Source organism: Xanthomonas sp. NCPPB 3569, assembly GCF_041475645.2.
GTDB lineage: Bacteria > Pseudomonadota > Gammaproteobacteria > Xanthomonadales > Xanthomonadaceae > Xanthomonas > Xanthomonas phaseoli.
Window position 1 is genome coordinate 1,933,070 of the sequence record NZ_CM192969.1, and the last position, 17,182, is coordinate 1,950,251.

17 protein-coding genes are annotated in these 17,182 nt (G+C 64.2%); 7 read left to right on the forward strand and 10 right to left on the reverse strand.

Annotated elements, in window-relative coordinates; translation table 11 throughout:
• Positions 1 to 172 precede the first annotated feature (172 nt).
• Positions 173 to 1,084, reverse strand: a complete 912-nt coding sequence (folD, locus tag ACCQ03_RS08275; RefSeq protein WP_150146364.1) for a bifunctional methylenetetrahydrofolate dehydrogenase/methenyltetrahydrofolate cyclohydrolase FolD — start codon at positions 1,082 to 1,084, stop codon at positions 173 to 175.
• Between the two features lie 49 nt (positions 1,085 to 1,133).
• On the opposite strand from folD, the gene ACCQ03_RS08280 reads away from it, so the two are divergent.
• Positions 1,134 to 1,454: a DUF1244 domain-containing protein gene (locus ACCQ03_RS08280; protein WP_057678439.1), complete on the forward strand. Its 321-nt coding sequence runs from the start codon at positions 1,134 to 1,136 to the stop codon at positions 1,452 to 1,454.
• Positions 1,455 to 1,923: 469 nt separating this feature from the next.
• Here ACCQ03_RS08280 and ACCQ03_RS08285 read toward each other — a convergent pair whose 3' ends face one another.
• The 9 genes from ACCQ03_RS08285 to cmk all read right to left on the reverse strand — a co-directional run bounded on the left by ACCQ03_RS08285 (position 1,924) and on the right by cmk (position 12,226).
• Positions 1,924 to 3,774 (reverse strand): monovalent cation:proton antiporter-2 (CPA2) family protein, encoded by a 1,851-nt coding sequence (locus tag ACCQ03_RS08285; RefSeq protein ID WP_057678440.1) that lies wholly within the window; start codon positions 3,772 to 3,774, stop codon positions 1,924 to 1,926.
• A 174-nt stretch (positions 3,775 to 3,948) separates the two neighbouring features.
• Positions 3,949 to 4,842, reverse strand: coding sequence for a UTP--glucose-1-phosphate uridylyltransferase GalU (galU, locus tag ACCQ03_RS08290; RefSeq protein WP_039571175.1), 894 nt, complete (start codon positions 4,840 to 4,842; stop codon positions 3,949 to 3,951).
• Entirely contained in the window at positions 4,842 to 6,749 is a 1,908-nt protein-coding gene (locus ACCQ03_RS08295) for a polysaccharide biosynthesis protein (RefSeq protein ID WP_057678441.1), read from the reverse strand. The genes galU and ACCQ03_RS08295 overlap by 1 nt, the downstream gene beginning before the upstream one ends.
• Before the next feature lie 13 nt (positions 6,750 to 6,762).
• On the reverse strand, positions 6,763 to 7,731 hold the full coding sequence (locus ACCQ03_RS08300) for an MraY family glycosyltransferase (RefSeq protein ID WP_209227791.1): 969 nt from the start codon (positions 7,729 to 7,731) through the stop codon (positions 6,763 to 6,765).
• Entirely contained in the window at positions 7,731 to 8,909 is a 1,179-nt protein-coding gene (gene lapB, locus ACCQ03_RS08305; RefSeq protein WP_057661574.1) for a lipopolysaccharide assembly protein LapB, read from the reverse strand. The genes ACCQ03_RS08300 and lapB overlap by 1 nt, the downstream gene beginning before the upstream one ends.
• A gap of 6 nt (positions 8,910 to 8,915) precedes the next feature.
• Positions 8,916 to 9,209 (reverse strand): lipopolysaccharide assembly protein LapA domain-containing protein, encoded by a 294-nt coding sequence (locus tag ACCQ03_RS08310; RefSeq protein WP_057661571.1) that lies wholly within the window; start codon positions 9,207 to 9,209, stop codon positions 8,916 to 8,918.
• A 66-nt stretch (positions 9,210 to 9,275) separates the two neighbouring features.
• Complete coding sequence (locus ACCQ03_RS08315; protein ID WP_003489651.1) at positions 9,276 to 9,587, reverse strand: integration host factor subunit beta; 312 nt, start codon at positions 9,585 to 9,587, stop codon at positions 9,276 to 9,278.
• An 87-nt stretch (positions 9,588 to 9,674) separates the two neighbouring features.
• Positions 9,675 to 11,360, reverse strand: a complete 1,686-nt coding sequence (gene rpsA, locus ACCQ03_RS08320; RefSeq protein ID WP_003489652.1) for a 30S ribosomal protein S1 — start codon at positions 11,358 to 11,360, stop codon at positions 9,675 to 9,677.
• A gap of 182 nt (positions 11,361 to 11,542) precedes the next feature.
• A complete protein-coding gene (gene cmk / locus ACCQ03_RS08325; protein ID WP_008572390.1) occupies positions 11,543 to 12,226 on the reverse strand; it encodes a (d)CMP kinase in 684 nt (227 codons plus the stop codon).
• Between the two features lie 172 nt (positions 12,227 to 12,398).
• On the opposite strand from cmk, the gene ykgO reads away from it, so the two are divergent.
• The 6 genes from ykgO (at position 12,399) to ACCQ03_RS08355 (ending at position 17,150) form a co-directional block, all read left to right on the forward strand.
• A complete protein-coding gene (gene ykgO / locus ACCQ03_RS08330; RefSeq protein ID WP_005913193.1) occupies positions 12,399 to 12,524 on the forward strand; it encodes a type B 50S ribosomal protein L36 in 126 nt (41 codons plus the stop codon).
• A 245-nt stretch (positions 12,525 to 12,769) separates the two neighbouring features.
• Entirely contained in the window at positions 12,770 to 13,111 is a 342-nt protein-coding gene (locus ACCQ03_RS08335) for a hypothetical protein (RefSeq protein ID WP_007970129.1), read from the forward strand.
• Positions 13,112 to 13,346: 235 nt separating this feature from the next.
• Positions 13,347 to 14,381, forward strand: a complete 1,035-nt coding sequence (locus ACCQ03_RS08340; RefSeq protein ID WP_057661570.1) for an agmatine deiminase family protein — start codon at positions 13,347 to 13,349, stop codon at positions 14,379 to 14,381.
• A 125-nt stretch (positions 14,382 to 14,506) separates the two neighbouring features.
• Entirely contained in the window at positions 14,507 to 15,391 is an 885-nt protein-coding gene (locus ACCQ03_RS08345; protein ID WP_057661568.1) for a carbon-nitrogen hydrolase, read from the forward strand.
• A 3-nt stretch (positions 15,392 to 15,394) separates the two neighbouring features.
• Positions 15,395 to 15,937, forward strand: coding sequence for a GNAT family N-acetyltransferase (locus ACCQ03_RS08350; RefSeq protein WP_057661565.1), 543 nt, complete (start codon positions 15,395 to 15,397; stop codon positions 15,935 to 15,937).
• Complete coding sequence (locus tag ACCQ03_RS08355) at positions 15,930 to 17,150, forward strand: TraB/GumN family protein (protein ID WP_209227780.1); 1,221 nt, start codon at positions 15,930 to 15,932, stop codon at positions 17,148 to 17,150. Before ACCQ03_RS08350 ends, ACCQ03_RS08355 begins: the two co-directional genes overlap by 8 nt.
• Positions 17,151 to 17,182 lie beyond the last annotated feature (32 nt).

Sequence of the window (17,182 nt, forward strand, 5' to 3'; positions counted from 1 at the left end):
CGAGTGTGGGGAAGCGCGATATTTTAACGCATTGGCGCCGGGAGTGGGGAGTTGAGATTCGGGAGTGGCCAAGGCGCCGCCCTGCACCGCCCGCCGTTCGTCAGGATGCCGGCGGCCGGCTGATCCCCGGACGCAATCCGGATCGGCCGACACCTGCGCTTGGCCGCTGCCTTTAACGAATCCCCAATCCCGAATCTCCAATCCCGGCCGCATCAGCGGCCTCGATGGTGTTCTGCATCAACGTGGCTACCGTCATCGGCCCTACCCCGCCCGGCACCGGGGTGATCCAGGCCGCGCGCTGCGCGGCGGCGTCGAAGCCGACGTCGCCCACCAGGCGGCCATCATCGAGCCGGTTGATGCCGACATCGATCACCACCGCGCCCGGCTTGACCCATTCGCCCGGAATCAGCCCCGGGCGGCCGACTGCCACCACCAGGATGTCGGCATTGCGCACGCTCGCTTCCAGCACATCGGGCGGGGTGAATTTGTGGCAACTGGTGACCGTGCAGCCGGCGATCAGCAGCTCCAGCCCCATCGGCCGGCCAACGTGGTTGCTTACCCCGACGATGGTGGCATTGCGGCCGCGCACCGGTTGGTCGGTGTGCCCGAGCAAGGTCACGATGCCGCGCGGCGTGCACGGGCGCAGCCCGAATTCGCGCAAGGCCAGATGCCCGACATTCTGCGGATGGAATCCGTCCACGTCCTTGCGCGGGTCGATGCGCTGAATCAGCCGGTTGGCATCGGGAATACCCGGCAGCGGCAGCTGGATCAGGATGCCGTGGATCTTGGGGTCGGCATTGAGCTCATCGATCAGCGACGCCAGCTGGGCTTCGCTGGTGCCCTGCGGCAGGTCGTAATCGAAGGCTTCGATGCCGACCTTCTCGGCCGCGCGCCGCTTGTTGCGTACATACACCGACGATGCCGGATCGCCACCGACCAGCACCACCGCCAGCCCGGGGCGCGTCTTGCCGGCGGCCAGCCGCGCATCCACGCGCAGCTTCAATCCGTCGAGCAATTCCTCGGCAATGCGGCGACCATCGAGAAGGCGGGCCGAAGCGGAGGCAGCTGGCGCAGAAGCGGTCATGGGGCGTCAGGTGTAGAGTCGAAGGCCGTCTATTGTCCCCGATTCCGCCATGACCGACACCACCTCACGCACCGATCCGAGCACCACTTCGATCGAAGCGGCAGCATTTCGCCGTCTCTTGCAGCATCTCAACCAGGACCGCACCGACGTGCAGAACATCGACTTGATGATTCTCGCCGGCTTCTGCCGCAACTGCCTGGGCGATTGGTACCGCGAAGCGGCCGAAGCGCAAGGCCAGACCATGACCAAGGAACAGGCGCGCGAAGCCGTGTACAGCATGCCATTTGCCCAATGGAAACAGCAGCATCAGAAAGACGCCACGCCCGAGCAACTGGAAGCCTTCGCCGCCGCCCAGCGCAAGCATGGCTAGTAGGCATCAGTGGGCGCGGCCGCCAGGACGTCCCGAGCGATCTTCGGCTGGATGTAGGCGCGCCGAGGAGCTGGAGGGCACGAGCGATCCGTACCGCATCGAGCATGTGTGGCGCGCCCGACGCCCACGCAGTCATGTGTGCCCGCTGCTAGCGGCCAACACGAGATGGCGAGCAGTCGTCCGGTCGCGGCCATCGTACTGTGCCAATGGCGCACGCATCGCGCACTGGCCATGCCGCTGAGCGTCTGCACAGCGCGTGTGTCGGCCGCCCTCAGAGCGTGTCGTGCACGTTGAGATGAGATGCCTTGTCCGCCAGCGGTGCGGAGCGGGTGCTGGGTGGCTCCAGCTTGGCTGTGGTGCCAAGGCACGCCGCGCGGCGCGCGTTGCGTGCCGCTGGCGGCCAACCCTCCGGCAAGCGCCCTGTGCCCTGTGGCGCGCCTGGCACTCAACTCAACGTGCATGACCCGCTCTAGTCGCGTGTCTGTGTCTCTACTTGCTCAGCCTGCGGCACCGCATCGGGATTCAACGTGCGACTGCCGCGACGCGGCCGCGTGAATGGCGTGGGCCGGGGTGCGGGCGGCAGGGTGTTGCCATACATCAGCCCGGCTCCGGCGCGTGCATCGCCGGCAGCAATCTCCAGTTCGAAACGCTCGGCATCGCGGCGGCGGATCTGACGCGAAATCATGCCGGCTTCGTCCTCGTCCACCCCCAGCTCCATCAGCGCCACCTTGCCGAAGATTACCGCCGACTCTAAGGTCTCGCGGATCTGGTAATCCACTCCCGCCGCGACCAACTGCAGCGAATGCTGGTGGTCGTACGAACGCACCAGCAGCTTGGCATGCGGAAACTCGCGCGTTGCCAGCTCGACGATGCGATTGGCCGCCTCCTGGTTGTCGACGCACACCGCAATCGCACGTGCGCTGTGCGCGCCGGAGGCATGCAACACATCGAGCCGGGTGCCGTCGCCGTAGTAGATCTTGAAACCAAATTCTTCCGCACTCTGGATCATCTCGATGTCGTTATCGATGATGGTCACATCCACATCGCGCGCCAGCAGTGACTGACTGGCCACCTGCCCAAAGCGCCCGAAGCCGATGATCAACACACTGCCGGTCTGGCCACTGGCTGCTTCCACGCCATCCAGCGAGACCGCTGCGGCCGGCGTCAGCCGCCGTTGCAGCAGCACGAACAACGGCGTCAGTGCCATCGACAACACCACGATGGCGGTCAGGCTGGCATTGACCTGGGCATCGATGACCCCGGAGGCCGACGCGGCGGCAAACAGCACGAATGCGAATTCGCCGCCTTGTGCCATCAGCACGCCACGGTCCAGCGCCTGGCGATGGTCGCTGCGCATCAGCCGCGCCACCGCGTAGATGCACACGCCCTTGCCCACCATCAGGGCCAGCACGCCCAGCACGATCAGGCGCCAGTCGGCCGCCACCACGCGCAAGTCCAGGCTCATGCCGACGCCGAGAAAAAACAGCCCCAGCAGGATGCCGCGAAAAGGCTCGATATCTGCTTCGATCTGATGCCGGAACGTGGATTCGGACAACAGTACGCCAGCCAGGAACGCCCCCATCGCCATCGACAGCCCGCCCACTTGCATCAACAGCGCCGCGCCCAGCACCACCAGCAATGCTGCTGCCGTCATCACCTCGCGCGCCTTGGACGCGGCCAGGATGCGGAACAAGGGATTGAGCAGCCAACGCCCGGCCACCAGCAATCCGACGATGCAGGCCAGGCCGATGCCGATACCCTGCCAACGCTGCGATGCGGCCTGCGGGTCGCCGCTGGCGCCCATCCAGGCCACGATCGCCAGCAATGGCACGATCAACAGATCTTCGAACAGCAGGATCGCCACGATCTTTTGCCCCGGCGGCAAGGCAACGTCGCCACGCTCTGCCAAGAGCTGCATCACTACCGCAGTGGACGTCAACACAAAGCCCGACGCCGCCACGAACGCCACCGATGGCGCGAAGCCGAGCAACAGGCCGATGCCGGTCAACACCAGCGCACAGACCGCGATCTGCAGCGTGCCGAGTCCGAAGATGTCCTTGCGCAAACTCCACAGGTGCGAGGGACGCATTTCCAGCCCGATCACGAACAGAAACATCACCACGCCCAACTCGGCCACATGCAGGATGGCTTGCGGCTCGTTGAACAGGCCCAGCCCGAACGGACCAATTGCCAGTCCCGCCGCCAGATAACCCAACACCGAGCCCAGGCCCAGACGCCGGAACAACGGGATCGCAACCACGGCAGCGCCGAGCAGCACCACCACGTTGATCAGTTCACTGGATTGGCTAGGTTGACTCATGGGCCGAGTCTAGCGGCACTTGCGCGGCCCCGGCCTGCATCAGGGTGCGCATCTATGCCCCTGCTTGGCGTTGCCAAGCCGGGCTCTGCAGGCTCGGCAATGCGTACGGCCAGCCCCGAAAACGACGAACGACGCCAGCTGGCGTCGTTCGTGGAAACAGCAATCAGGCAACAATCAACCGTGCGCGTCGGCCTTGGCCAGTGCTTCGCGGATGATTTCCTTGGCCGGGCCGCCATGCTTCTCGTGCTCGAGCGCGAAGTGCACGGTGGCCTCGATCAGGCCGATATGTGCCCCGCAATCGAAACGTCGGCCTTCGAAACGGAAGGCATCGACCTGCTCCTGCTTCAGCAGCTCGGCAATTGCGTCGGTCAGCTGGATTTCGCCGCCCGCGCCTGCGCCGGTGGACTCCAGCAATTCGAAGATCTTCGGGCTGAGCACGTACCGGCCAACCACCGCCAGATTGCTCGGCGCCACTTCCGGCTTGGGCTTTTCGACGATGGCGTTGATGCGACCCTTGCGGCCGTCGAAGGCATCGGTGGAGACGATGCCATAGCTGGCCGTCTTGTCGTGCGGCACATCTTCCACGGCGATGACGCTGCCGCCGGATGCTTCGGCAACATCGGCCATCTGGGTCAACGCGGCGTCGCCACGGTTCCACATCAGGTCGTCGGGCAGCAGCACGGCGAACGGCTCATCACCAACCACCGCCTTGGCACACAACACGGCGTGCCCCAGGCCCAGCGCTTCGGCCTGCGTCACGAAAATGGCGCGCACGCCTTCCGGCAATGCATGACGGACCAGCTCCAGCTGCTCCAGCTTGCCGGCGCGCTCGAGCTTCTGCTCCAGCTCGTAGGCCTTGTCGAAGTAGTCGGCAATGGAGTGCTTGTAGCGGTTGGTGACGAAGATCAGCGTATCGCAGCCAGCCTGGATGGCCTCGTCGACAGCGTATTGGATCAATGGTTTGTCGATGATTGGCAGCATTTCCTTCGGCACCGTCTTGGTAGCCGGAAGAAAGCGGGTCCCAAGACCTGCGACGGGGAATACGGCCTTGCGAATACGCTGACTCATTACAGTCTTCTGACCTCACGTGCGGGGAATGGAACGACCGTATCAGATCGCGCGTCGACTTTCCGTCGAGCAGCCGCGAAATCCGGCATCAGGCTACCCAAGACAGTCTCCATCGCTTTGATGTCATAGCGGTTAACGGCCTCGCGCAAGCGCGTCACCAGCTGCAGCACCTGCTCATGCGAGAACTCGCGCACACCGGCTTCCAGGATCTTCGGGTGCGCGGTGGGACGATAGTCTTCGTCGGAATAGAACAGCGTCTCATGCAGCTTCTCGCCCGGCCGCAGGCCGGTGTAGAGAATCGCCACGTCCTTGCCGGGCTGCTTGCCGGCCAGACGGATCATCTGCTCGGCAAGCAATCGAATCGGCACCGGCTCGCCCATGTCCAGCGTATAGATCGCACCATGCGACGCGGATGCGGCCGCCTGGATGACCAACTGGCAGGCTTCGGGGATGGTCATGAAGTAACGCGTGACATCCGGATGCGTCACGGTCACCGGGCCGCCCTGGCGGATCTGCTCGCGGAATAACGGCACTACGCTGCCGGCCGAATCGAGCACGTTGCCGAAGCGCACGGTGATGAAACGCGTCGGCGCATCGCGCGCGTCAAGGCTCTGGCAGATCATTTCCGCATAGCGCTTGCTTGCGCCCAGCACGTTGACCGGCTCCACCGCCTTGTCGGTGGAAATGAAGACGAAGGTCTCGATACGGGCACGCTGACATGCGCGCGCCACGTTCTCGGTCGCCAGCACATTGTTGCGCACCGCCTCGCGCAACTGCTCTTCCAGCAACGGCACCTGCTTATACGCGGCCGCATGGAACACCGCGTCCGGCGTGGCGGTGTTCAACGCATGCGCCACGACCGCCGGATCGCCGCAGTCGCCGAGCACGCGCACGACCTCGATATCCGGGAACAGCCGGCGCAGATCCGAGTCGATGGTCAGTAGCGCCAGTTCGTCGATTTCCAGCAGCACGATCCGGCGCGCGCCGTGGCGCGCACACTGACGGCAGACTTCCGAACCGATCGATCCACCGGCGCCGGTCACCATCACGGTCTTGTTGGTCAGCCAATCGCGGATCAGGCGCCAGTCGGGCGTCACCGGCTTGCGGTTGAGCAGGTCCTCGATCGCGACCTCCTTCAACTCGCCCGGCAACGAGCGCCCCTCCAGCACGTTGATCAGCTTGGGCACCATGCGGAACGGCAGGCCGGTGCTTTCGCAGATCGCCACCACGCGCTGCATGCCGGAAGCGTCCAACGACGGGATCGCGATCACCAGTAATTTGGCAGCGGTCTCTTTAGCAATCGCGGCGGCCTGATCCAGATTGCCCAGCACATTGAGACCCTGGATCTTGGCGCCATGCAGGTTGCTGGCATCGTCCAGATAGCCGATCGGCACGAACGCGCCGGTACGGCGCAGATCGCGCACCAAACCTTCAGCAGCGCGCCCTGCGCCCAGGATCAGCACGCGCTGCCCCGCGTCACCGGAATGCGCGATCTGGTAGTCCTTCCAGGCGCGATACAACAGACGCGGCGTCCCCAGCATGGCCGACAACGCAAACGGATAGACCACCAACACCGACAGCGGCACGCCATCCAGACGGTCGTACGCCAACGCCAGCACGATCGTGACCAGCCCAAGAAAACTCGATTTGAAGATGTTCCACAGGTCCGGCACCGAGGCGAAGCGCCACAACCCGCGGTACAACCCCATCTTCCAGAACACCAGGCCCTGCGCCACCAACACCACCGCGGTGCGCCAGTCCCACAGCGGCAGATCCGGCGCGTCGCGCAGCATCGAGTAGCGGCCGGCATGCAGCAACTGCCAGCACACCCACACCATCAGCAGGTCATGCACCACGACCGCTATCTGCGGCAGGGCCTTGGTCAAACGGTCACGCCAGGAAATCATAAAAGTCCATTACTCAGGAATTGCGCAGTCCATCGCGCAGAAAAAGCCAGATTGCAGTGGCGCCCATGCCCCACACCAGCGCGCCGGACACCTGCAGCCAGAACGGATCATGACGGATTAACAGGTACAAGCAGACGGCAATGAGGCTGAAAGCGAAATAAACGCACGTTACCGGGACGTGCATCTCAAGACGACGCGCCAGACGTTGGTACAGATGCTGGGCATGTGGCTCCCACCAGCGTTGCCCGGACAGCATGCGAGCAAGCAGCGTGAAGCCGGCGTCTACAAGAAAGGCCGTCAACGGGAACCAGCTGATCCACCAGCTCACCTGACCACTTGCCACGTTCAGCGCCAGCAGCGCCGCCAGCACGTAGCCGAGCGCGCCACTGCCGCCATCGCCCATGAAGATGCGCGCACGTGGGAAATTGAACGGCACAAACCCGAGGCACGCGGCTGCAATCGCCAGACCTGCCCACGACCAACCGGCAGGCGCTACCAGCGAGAATCCCAGCGCGGCCAACGCCGCCTGGGTGCTGGCGAGCCCATTGATGCCATCCATGAAATTCCAGACATTGATCAACACCACGGATGCAGCTGCAGTCAGCAATCCATCCCACACGCTGCCCGTCGCGTGCCAAACCAAGGCGCCCAATGCCGCCGATGCGGCCAGGTGAATCGAAAACCGCAGCCTTGCCGAAAGCGGACGGTGGTCGTCCCACCAGCCCACGCCGGCCACTGCGACCAAGCCCGCTGCGAACCAGCAGACCGTCAACCGGGATGTCGGCCATAGCGCGCACGCCGCAACGCAGCCCAGCAAGATTGCCGCCACAATCGCCATGCCGCCACCGCGCGGGGTCGCCACCAGGTGGCTACGCCGTTCACCGGGATGATCGAGCAGACGCCGGTGCAAGGCATAGCGCCGCAGCCCCCAGGTGCCCAGTGCCGCGACCAGCAGGTGCAGCGCGCACCACAGCCACGCCATCAGACCACCGCGTAGTTCAACAGCGGTTTGACCGTACCCCATTCCTTGCAGCTCGGGCATTGCCAGTGATGCGTCTTGGCACCGAAGCCGCAGCGCGTGCATCGGTAGCTCGGATTGCGCACCAGCAACTGGTCGGTGATGTGCTTGAGGTCCTGCAGGGTGCCGACCGGGTCGCTCCCCTCGGCCAGGGTGAGATCGATCAATGCCGACTCACCACGCACCGACGGCCGATCCTTGAGCTGGCGGCCAAGATAGGCAAGCGCAGGCGCGACGCCATCCTGGGCTTCCATCAACTGGGTCAGCGCCAGCACCGGAGCGATGCCGCGATAGTGCTCGGTCATCTCCGACAGGAAGTTGCGCGCGCCGGCGATATCGCCGACCCGTCGATACGCGGCCATCAATGCAGGAATGATCTCGGGCAGGTATTCCGGATCATGCCGGGCAGCCCGTTCGAACGCGCGCACCGCCGCTTCGTCGTGACCGCGCTCGGCTTCGATGCGTCCTTCCAGAATGCCGGCACGCACGGAAGTGCCATCGGCCTGGTAGGCACGTGCGATCGCTTGGAGTGCATCGTCGGTTTTGCCCAGGCCGCGATAGCGATCAGCCAGTTCGCATTCGAATTGCGAGATCAGCTTGCCCATCGGCTCGCCGGTCACCTCTTCATAGCGGGTGGCGTTGTCGATCGCCTTTTCCCAATCGCGCTCGGCCTGATAGATACCGATCAGGTGACGCAGCGCCTGCGGCGCGCGCTGGTCAAGTTGCGCCAACTCCGTAAAGACCGTTTCGGCACGATCCAGCAGACCCGACTTCATGTAGTCCTCGCCGAGCGCCAGCAAGGCCTGGACGCGCTGCTGATCGGTCAGGTCGCCACGCTGCACCAGGCCCTGGTGCAGGCGGATCGCACGGTCCACTTCACCACGGCGGCGGAACAGATGCCCCAACGCGACCTGGGTCTCGAAGGTTTCCTTGTCCAGTTCGGCGATGTGCAAAAACAGCTCGATCGCCTTGTCCGGCTGTTCGTTGAGCAGATAGTTCAACCCGCGGAAATAGGTACTGGAAAGACGACTGACCTGCGTGTCGCCATGGCGTTGACCGCCACGACGGCCGACGATCCAGCCGCCTAGCGCAGCCAGCGGCACGAACAGGAAGAACCAGATCCACTCGGTCAGAAATTCCATACGTCGTTACAGTCCATCGATGGGGCGCGGCTCGACGGTCGCAGGCGTGACAGCCCTGGCGTCGGCGCGACTGACCGCAACAGCCTTGTTGGCCTGGCGCAGTTTGGAATAGAGGGGAATGACCACACTGACCAGCACCATGCCGGCACCGACCAGCAGCGCGACGATGATCGCGACGCCTGAACTGGTATGCACGCTGGAGAACAGAAAATCGAGCGTGACGTCCTGGGAATTGACCGCACCGATGATCAGACCGACCAGCAGGAAGGCCAACATCACCAGCAAGCGAAGCACCTTCATGGCGAGACTCCGTCGGGAGGCGGACTAGCTTAACCGAGACCACATAAACGCAGCGCCAGAATGGCTTCAGTCTGCCGTATCGGCCACATCCACAGGCACCACGGAGCTGACACGCTCACGCAATTCCTTGCCCGGCTTGAAGTGGGGTACATGCTTGCCCGGCAGCGCGACCGACTCGCCGGTCTTAGGGTTACGTCCCAACCGTGGCGGACGGTAATGCAGCGAAAAACTGCCGAACCCGCGAATTTCGATCCGATCGCCATCGGAGAGCGCCTGGCCCATCATTTCCAGCAGCGACTTGACTGCCAGATCCACGTCGTCCGACTTCAGATGCGCTTGGCGTCGCGCCAGGATTTCAATCAATTCGGACTTGGTCATGGGAGACTTGCTTTTTTCGACTGACACATCGGAATCGGCCCGGGCAAGCCCGGGCCGATCCGTTACGCTCTTGCGAGCGCTACGCGCTTACTCGGACTTGTTGTTGTTCAACTGCGCACGCAGCAGCGCGCCCAGCTGAGTCATGCCGCCCGACGCGGAGGCGGACTGGTAGTCCTCCAACGTTTCGCGCATTTCGGCATCGTCCTTGGCCTTGATCGACAGCTGCAGGGTGCGGCCCTTGCGGTCCATGCCCACGAACTTGGCTTCGATCTTGTCGCCGACCTTCAGGTGCTGGGTGGCGTCGTCGACGCGCTCGTTGGCGATGTCGCGTGCAGCGACGTAGCCTTCGATGCCGTCGGCCAAGTCGATCGTGGCGCCCTTGGCATCCACTTCACGCACCACGCCTTCGACCTTCGAACCCTTCGGGTTGGACGCCATGTACTGACCGAACGGGTCCTGCTCCAGCTGCTTGACGCCCAGGCTGATGCGCTCGCGCTCCGGGTCCACTGCCAGCACGACGGCTTCCAGCGTGTCGCCCTTCTTGTAGTTGCGCACGACATCTTCGCCGGTGGTGTTCCAGCTGATGTCGGACAGGTGGACCAGACCGTCGATGCCGCCGTCCAGACCGATGAAGATGCCGAAGTCGGTGATCGACTTGATCTGACCGGACACCTTGTCGTTCTTCTTGTGGGTCGCAGCGAAGGTTTCCCACGGATTGGCGGCAACCTGCTTCATGCCCAGCGAGATGCGGCGACGCTCCTCGTCCACGTCCAGGACCATTACTTCGACTTCGTCACCGACCTGCACAACCTTGGACGGGTTGACGTTCTTGTTGGTCCAATCCATTTCGGAGACGTGCACCAGACCTTCGACGCCCGGCTCGATCTCGACGAATGCGCCGTAATCGGTGACGTTGGAGACCTTGCCGAACACGCGGCTGTTGGCCGGGTAACGACGGGCAATGTTGTCCCACGGATCTTCGCCCAGCTGCTTCAGGCCGAGGCTGACGCGGTTACGCTCGCGATCGAACTTCAGCACGCGCACGTCCAGCTCGTCGCCGACGTTGACGACTTCGGACGGATGGCGAACGCGCTTCCAGGCCATGTCGGTGATGTGCAGCAGGCCGTCGATACCGCCCAGGTCCACGAACGCGCCGTAGTCGGTCAGGTTCTTGACGACACCCTTCAGGATCGCGCCTTCCTGCAGCTTGTCCATCAGCTGCTCGCGCTCTTCCGAGTGCTCGCTCTCGACCACTGCACGACGCGAAACAACGACGTTGTTGCGCTTGCGGTCCAGCTTGATCAGCTTGAACTCAAGTTCCTTGCCTTCCAGGTAGGCCGGGTCGCGCACCGGGCGCACATCCACCAGCGAACCAGGCAGGAACGCGCGGACATCCTTGATGTCCACGGTGAAACCACCCTTGACCTTGCCGCTGATGCGGCCGGTGATGGTTTCGTTCTTTTCCAACGCTTCTTCCAGCTCGTCCCACACCATCGCGCGCTTGGCCTTCTCGCGCGACAACACGGTTTCGCCGAAGCCGTTCTCGATGGAATCGAGGGCGACCTTGACCTGGTCGCCTACGCCGACATCGATCTCGCCAGCGTCGTTACGGAACTGCTCGATCGGCACGATGCCTTCGGACTTCAGGCCAGCGTTGATCACCACCACGTCGCCGCGAACTTCCACGACGGTACCGGTGACGATGGAGCCCGGCTTCAGCTTCGCCAGATTGGCTTGGCTGGCTTCGAACAGTTCTGCAAAAGATTCTGTCATTTGAATTTACTCAGTTGAACACACGGGCGCCGATCGTCGGAGTGCGACAGATGCGAACCGCCCAGCCTGTTGGTCGACTCCATACAGCGAGTCGGTTAGAAGTCATAGAACTGCCACGCAGGATGCGCGACGGAGCTTTGGAACGCCTTACGGTCGGCGGGACAAACCCGCTTGCGAAACGCTTACGACGGCGCGCGGTCTGCGAGCAACCCGACCACACGCTGGACGACATCCTCGATTCCCATTCCACTGGTATCGATCAGCACGGCGTCTTCGGCCGGCCGCAATGGCGCCACCACCCGCTGCGCATCACGGGCATCACGGGCCATGATCTCGCGCAGCAGGTCGTCAAAGATAACCGAAACACCCTTTTCCATCAACTGTTTATGGCGACGGCCCGCACGTTCTTCGGCACTGGCGGTCAGAAACACCTTGTAGGCAGCATCGGGAAAGATCACCGTGCCCATGTCGCGCCCGTCGGCAACCAGCCCGGGCGCGCGCCTGAATGCGCGCTGGCGCTCCTTCAGGGCGCTGCGCACCTCGGGAATGGCCGCAATGGCCGAGGCCAGCGCACCGGTCGTTTCCAGCCGCAACTCGCTGGTCGCATCCGCGCCATTGACCAGCACGCGCAGTCCTGCCTCGCCCGCATCGTCGAATTCCACCCTGGTGTCGAAGGTGCAGCGCACCAGCGCTGCCGGATCGGAGACATCCAGGTCGGCCCAGCTCGCAGCAACCCCGACAGCGCGATACAGTGCGCCCGAATCGAGGTAGTGCCAGCCCAGCCGGGCAGCCACGATCCGGCTCACGGTGCCCTTGCCGGCGCCGGAGGGGCCATCGATGGTGAGAACGGGCGACAGGTCGGTCATTCAGGTGTCCGGAAGGTCATCAGCCGGTAGTGTAGCGCCGCTTGCAGCGATTGCGCCGCAACCACTTGAAAGCACGACGAAAAGCCGGTTAGAATCGCCGGCTTCATTCCGGGTGCACCCTCGATTGCGGGCACTCTTCCATCGAATCCAACCGTTTACGCCGAGGTGTGCCATGAAAGTCCTGTCCTCCCTGAAGTCTGCGAAGACCCGTCACCGCGACTGCAAGGTGGTCCGCCGCCGCGGTAAGGTCTTCGTGATCTGCAAGTCGAACCCGCGTTTCAAGGCGCGTCAGCGCTAAGCCTCTGCGGCGTGCGCAAGACCCGAGAAAGCCGCCTCCGGGCGGTTTTTTCTTGGCCGCTGCTTCACAGCACTGGTTGCCCTACGTCTCTGCCGCCGGCCGACCCTGGCAGGACATTGTCGTGACTGGGCCGGGGCGCCCGGGCAATCGCGGCCCCGCCAGGTCAGCCGTGTCGCAACAGCGCCTGTCGTCGTTTTTTTGCTGTAATCACCACCTGAAATCTTGTCCACTGGGGAGTAGATGACATGCGTAACCGTTTGTTTGTGATGCCGCCGGTCGTGCTGACAATCGCGCTGATGGGGATCAGTGCCGTCGCTTCGGCCGATACGCTGCTGGTCGACCGCGCACAGCAGAAGCCTGCCGCTGCCCTGCCCTTGCGCGGGGAGAGCATGAGCCAGGTCGAAGGCCGCTACGGCGCGCCGCAGGAAAAGCTCGACCCGCGCGGCGGCCAGAAGCGCCAGTGGCCGACCATCCATCGTTGGGTGTATCCGGCCTTCACCGTGTACTTCGAAAAGAGCAAGGTGATCGACGTGGTCGCCAACAAGGCCGATGCCAACGAGATCGGGCCCAAGCCGCCGATCCGCTGAGACACGGCGACGGCTCGGCCGGAGGTGTTGGCATCTGTTATTCGCACGCCGGCCGTCACGATTCGCATCGCAAGCTGGACCGGGTCCGTCAGCATCCGGACATGCGTTGCTGCAATGCTGCCACAAAGCCGGGCGCGGCGAGCGGCGCCCGGATCGCAAGAGCCCGCAGCGACGTGCGGGATATCGATGAACGTGTGGGCGATGGCCCGCACACCAAGATGAGTATTTGCCTGGCATGATCGACCGTCTTCGCTTTCCCGCCGAGTGGGAACCCCAATCCGCTGTGTTGCTCGCGTGGCCGCACGCCGGTACCGATTGGGCCGAGCGCCTGGCCGATGTAGAGGAAACCTACATTGCGCTGGTCACGGCGATCTCCCGCTTCGAACCGGTGGTCGTCTGCGTGGCCGACGACGACCTGCAGATCTATGCCGAGGCGCGGCTGCGCTCGGCGCGGGTGGACATGACGCGGGTGCGTTTCGTGATCGCCGCCTACAACGACACCTGGCTGCGCGATTCGGGCCCGATCACGCTGCGCCAGGACGCCGGCTTCCGGTTGATGGATTTCCGTTTCACCGGTTGGGGCGGCAAGTTCGAAGCCAGCCTGGACGATCAGCTGGTGAGCTCGCTGGATGCCGCGCAGGTGTTCGTGCCGGCGCAGGTGGCGACGGTCGACTTCGCCCTGGAAGGCGGCGCAATCGAGACCGATGGTGCCGGCACCCTGCTGACCACCTGGAAGTGCCTGCATGAGCGCCACCCGCAGCACACGCGCGAATCGCTCAGCAGCGATCTGGCCGCCTGGCTGGCGCAGGAGCGCGTGCTGTGGCTGGATCATGGCTACCTGGAAGGCGACGACACCGACGCGCATATCGATACGCTGGCGCGCTTTGCCGGTCCGGATGCGATCGTCTATCAGGGCTGCGATGTGGCCAGCGATTCGCATTACACCGAGCTGCAGGCGATGGGCGCCGAACTGGCCGCGCTACGCACTGCCGACGGGCAACCGTATCGGCTGTTTGTGCTGCCGTGGGCACAGCCCATTCTCGACGAAGGCCGCCGGTTGGCTGCGTCGTATGCCAATTTCCTGATCGTCAACGGCGCGGTGTTGATGCCGGCCTATGGCGATGCCGCCGACGCAACCGCGCAGGCAGTGCTGGCGCAGGCGTTTCCGCAGCACGAGATCGTGCCGGTGCCGTGTCGTGCGCTGATCTGGCAGAACGGCAGCCTGCATTGCCTGACCATGCAATTGCCGGCCGGCCTGCTCGCGGCCTAATCGCAGTTGCGAACCTCGCCTGCGTCGCGGCCGCACCGACCGCGCGTGGCTTCCTGTTCCGGCCGGCAGGCCGGTGTTACGCCATGGCGCGCTACCTTAGTGCGCCACTTACGTTGGATGCTGCCATGACCCGTCATCTCCTTCCCGTCGCGCTGATCCAGGAGCGCAACCACGGCGACGCCGAGGCCAACCTGGCCGTCATCGCATCGCGCGTGGCCGAAGCCGCCGCGCAGGGCGCAAAGCTGGTGCTGCTGCAGGAACTGCACAACGGTGCGTATTTCTGCCAGCACGAGTCGGTGAACGAGTTCAACCTGGCCGAGCCGATTCCCGGTCCCAGCACCGAGCGCCTGAGCGCGCTGGCCAAGGAGCACGGCGTGGTGCTGGTCGCCTCGCTGTTCGAACGTCGCGCGGCCGGCCTGTATCACAACACTGCGGTGGTGTTCGAAAAGGACGGCCGGCTGCTCGGCAAGTACCGCAAGATGCACATCCCCGACGATCCGGGCTTCTACGAGAAGTTCTATTTCACTCCGGGCGACCTGGGCTTTACGCCGATCGATACCTCGGTGGGCCGCCTGGGCGTGCTGGTGTGCTGGGACCAGTGGTATCCGGAAGCGGCGCGCCTGATGGCGCTGGCCGGTGCGGAACTGCTGCTCTACCCCACGGCGATCGGTTGGGATCCGGAGGACCAACAGGCCGAGCAGGAGCGCCAGCGCGATGCCTGGATCCTCAGCCATCGCGGCCATGCGGTCGCCAACGGCGTGCCGGTGCTGTCGTGCAACCGCGTCGGCCATGAGCCCTCCCCGCTGGGCGCATCGGGCATCCAGTTCTGGGGCAACAGCCATGTGCTGGGGCCGCAGGGCGAGTTCATTGCCGAAGCCGGCCAGGACCCGACCGTGCTGATCTGCGATGTCGACCTGCAGCGCAGCGAACACGTGCGCCGCATTTGGCCGTTCCTGCGCGACCGCCGCATCGATGCGTACGGCGATCTGCTCAAGCGCTACATCGACTGACGCATGCCATTGGAGCTGCGTGCAGTCCGCGATGCGGACATTCCGGCGATCACCGCGATTTATGCGGAGCAGATCGCCGGGGTCAACACCTACGAATACAACGCGCCATCGCTCGATGAGATGCGCGCGCGGGTGAGCGCGATCGTGGATGCGGGCTACCCCTATTTGGTGGCAGAGCTCGATGGCGTGGTCGCGGGCTATGCCTATGCCAGTGCATTTCGCGCGCGTGCGGGATATCGCTGGACGGTGGAGAACTCGATCTACCTGGCCGCCGCGATGCAGCGTCGCGGCATCGGCAAAGCGCTGCTGGGCGAGCTGATCGCGGTGTGCGAGCAGCGCGGCTTCCGGCAGATGATCGCGGTGATTGGCGATGCCGAGAATCTGGCCTCGCGCCGCTTGCATGAACGTTTTGGATTTCGCACGGTCGGAGTCTTTAACGGAATCGGCCGCAAACGCGGTCGTTGGTTGGACGGCGTGCAGATGCAACGCGCGCTCGGCTCCGGCGACACCGCCCCTCCTTCTGATGAAAAAAAGCCACATGACTGAGCAGCCCCCCCACGTTCTGGACGATGCGCTGTCCGGCCAGCCGCATCGCATCGTCGAACGCGACGGCGTGCGCTATACCCTGCTCGGCACCGCGCATGTGTCGCTGGCCAGCGTTGCCGCCGTGCAACGGGCGATCGGCAGCGGGCGTTACGACGCAGTGGCGGTGGAACTGGATGCGCAGCGCCTGCAGGCGCTCAGCGACCCGGATGCCCTCGCCCGCCTGGACCTGGTACAGGTGATCCGCAAAGGACGCGTGGCCTTGTTCGCGGCGAATTTGGCACTTGCCGCGTACCAACGCCGCCTGGCCAAGCAACTGGGCATCGAGCCGGGTGCAGAACTGAAAGAGGCGGTGAACCTGGCACGCGCGCAGGGCTTGCCGGTGCATCTGATCGATCGCGAGGTTGGCCTGACCTTCAAACGTGCGTCCGGGCACCTGGGCTTCTTCGGCAAGATGAAACTGGCCGGCGGATTGCTCGGCGGCCTGTTCGCTGCCGATGAGGTCGGCGAAGAGGAAATCGAAAAGCTCAAGCAAGGCGACATGCTGGAGGCAAGCTTCGGCGATTTCGCCAGCGAAAGCCCGGAACTATACGAGACCGTCATTGCCGAGCGCGATCAATACATGGCCACGCGCCTGCGCGAAGAAGTCGGCGCGGATCAGCGCGAGATCTTGGCGGTCGTCGGCGCCGGGCATCTGGCCGGGCTTGCGCGCCATCTGGAACAGGACACCGCAGCACCCGGCCCGCTGCGCGAATCGCTGGAATACGTGCAGCAGCGCAAGCGCATTCCATGGATCACGCTGGGCATCCTGGCGATCATCATCACCGGCATCGGCATCGGGTTCTGGCGTGGCGGCCTGAGCATGGGCGCGGACCTGTTGCTGCAGTGGGCCATGTATACCGGCGGCATGGCCGCGCTCGGCTGTTTGCTGGCCGGTAGCCACCCGTTGAGCATTCTCACCGCCGCGGTCGTCGCGCCGTTCAAACCATTCCGCCTGAGCGTGCCGACAGGTGCATTCGCGGCGTTGGTCGAAGTGCATATGCGCAAGCCGGCCTACGGCGATTTTCTGTCGCTGCGCGACGATGCGCAGACGCTGCGCGGCTGGTATCGCAACCGCGTCTCGCGGGTGGTGCTGACATTCCTGTTGACCAATTTCGGCAGCATGGCCGGTGTATGGCTGGCCGGGGTGCAGATCTTCAACCGTCTGCATGGGTGAGCTTAAGCCGCTTGGTCCAGACCGTTCGCAGG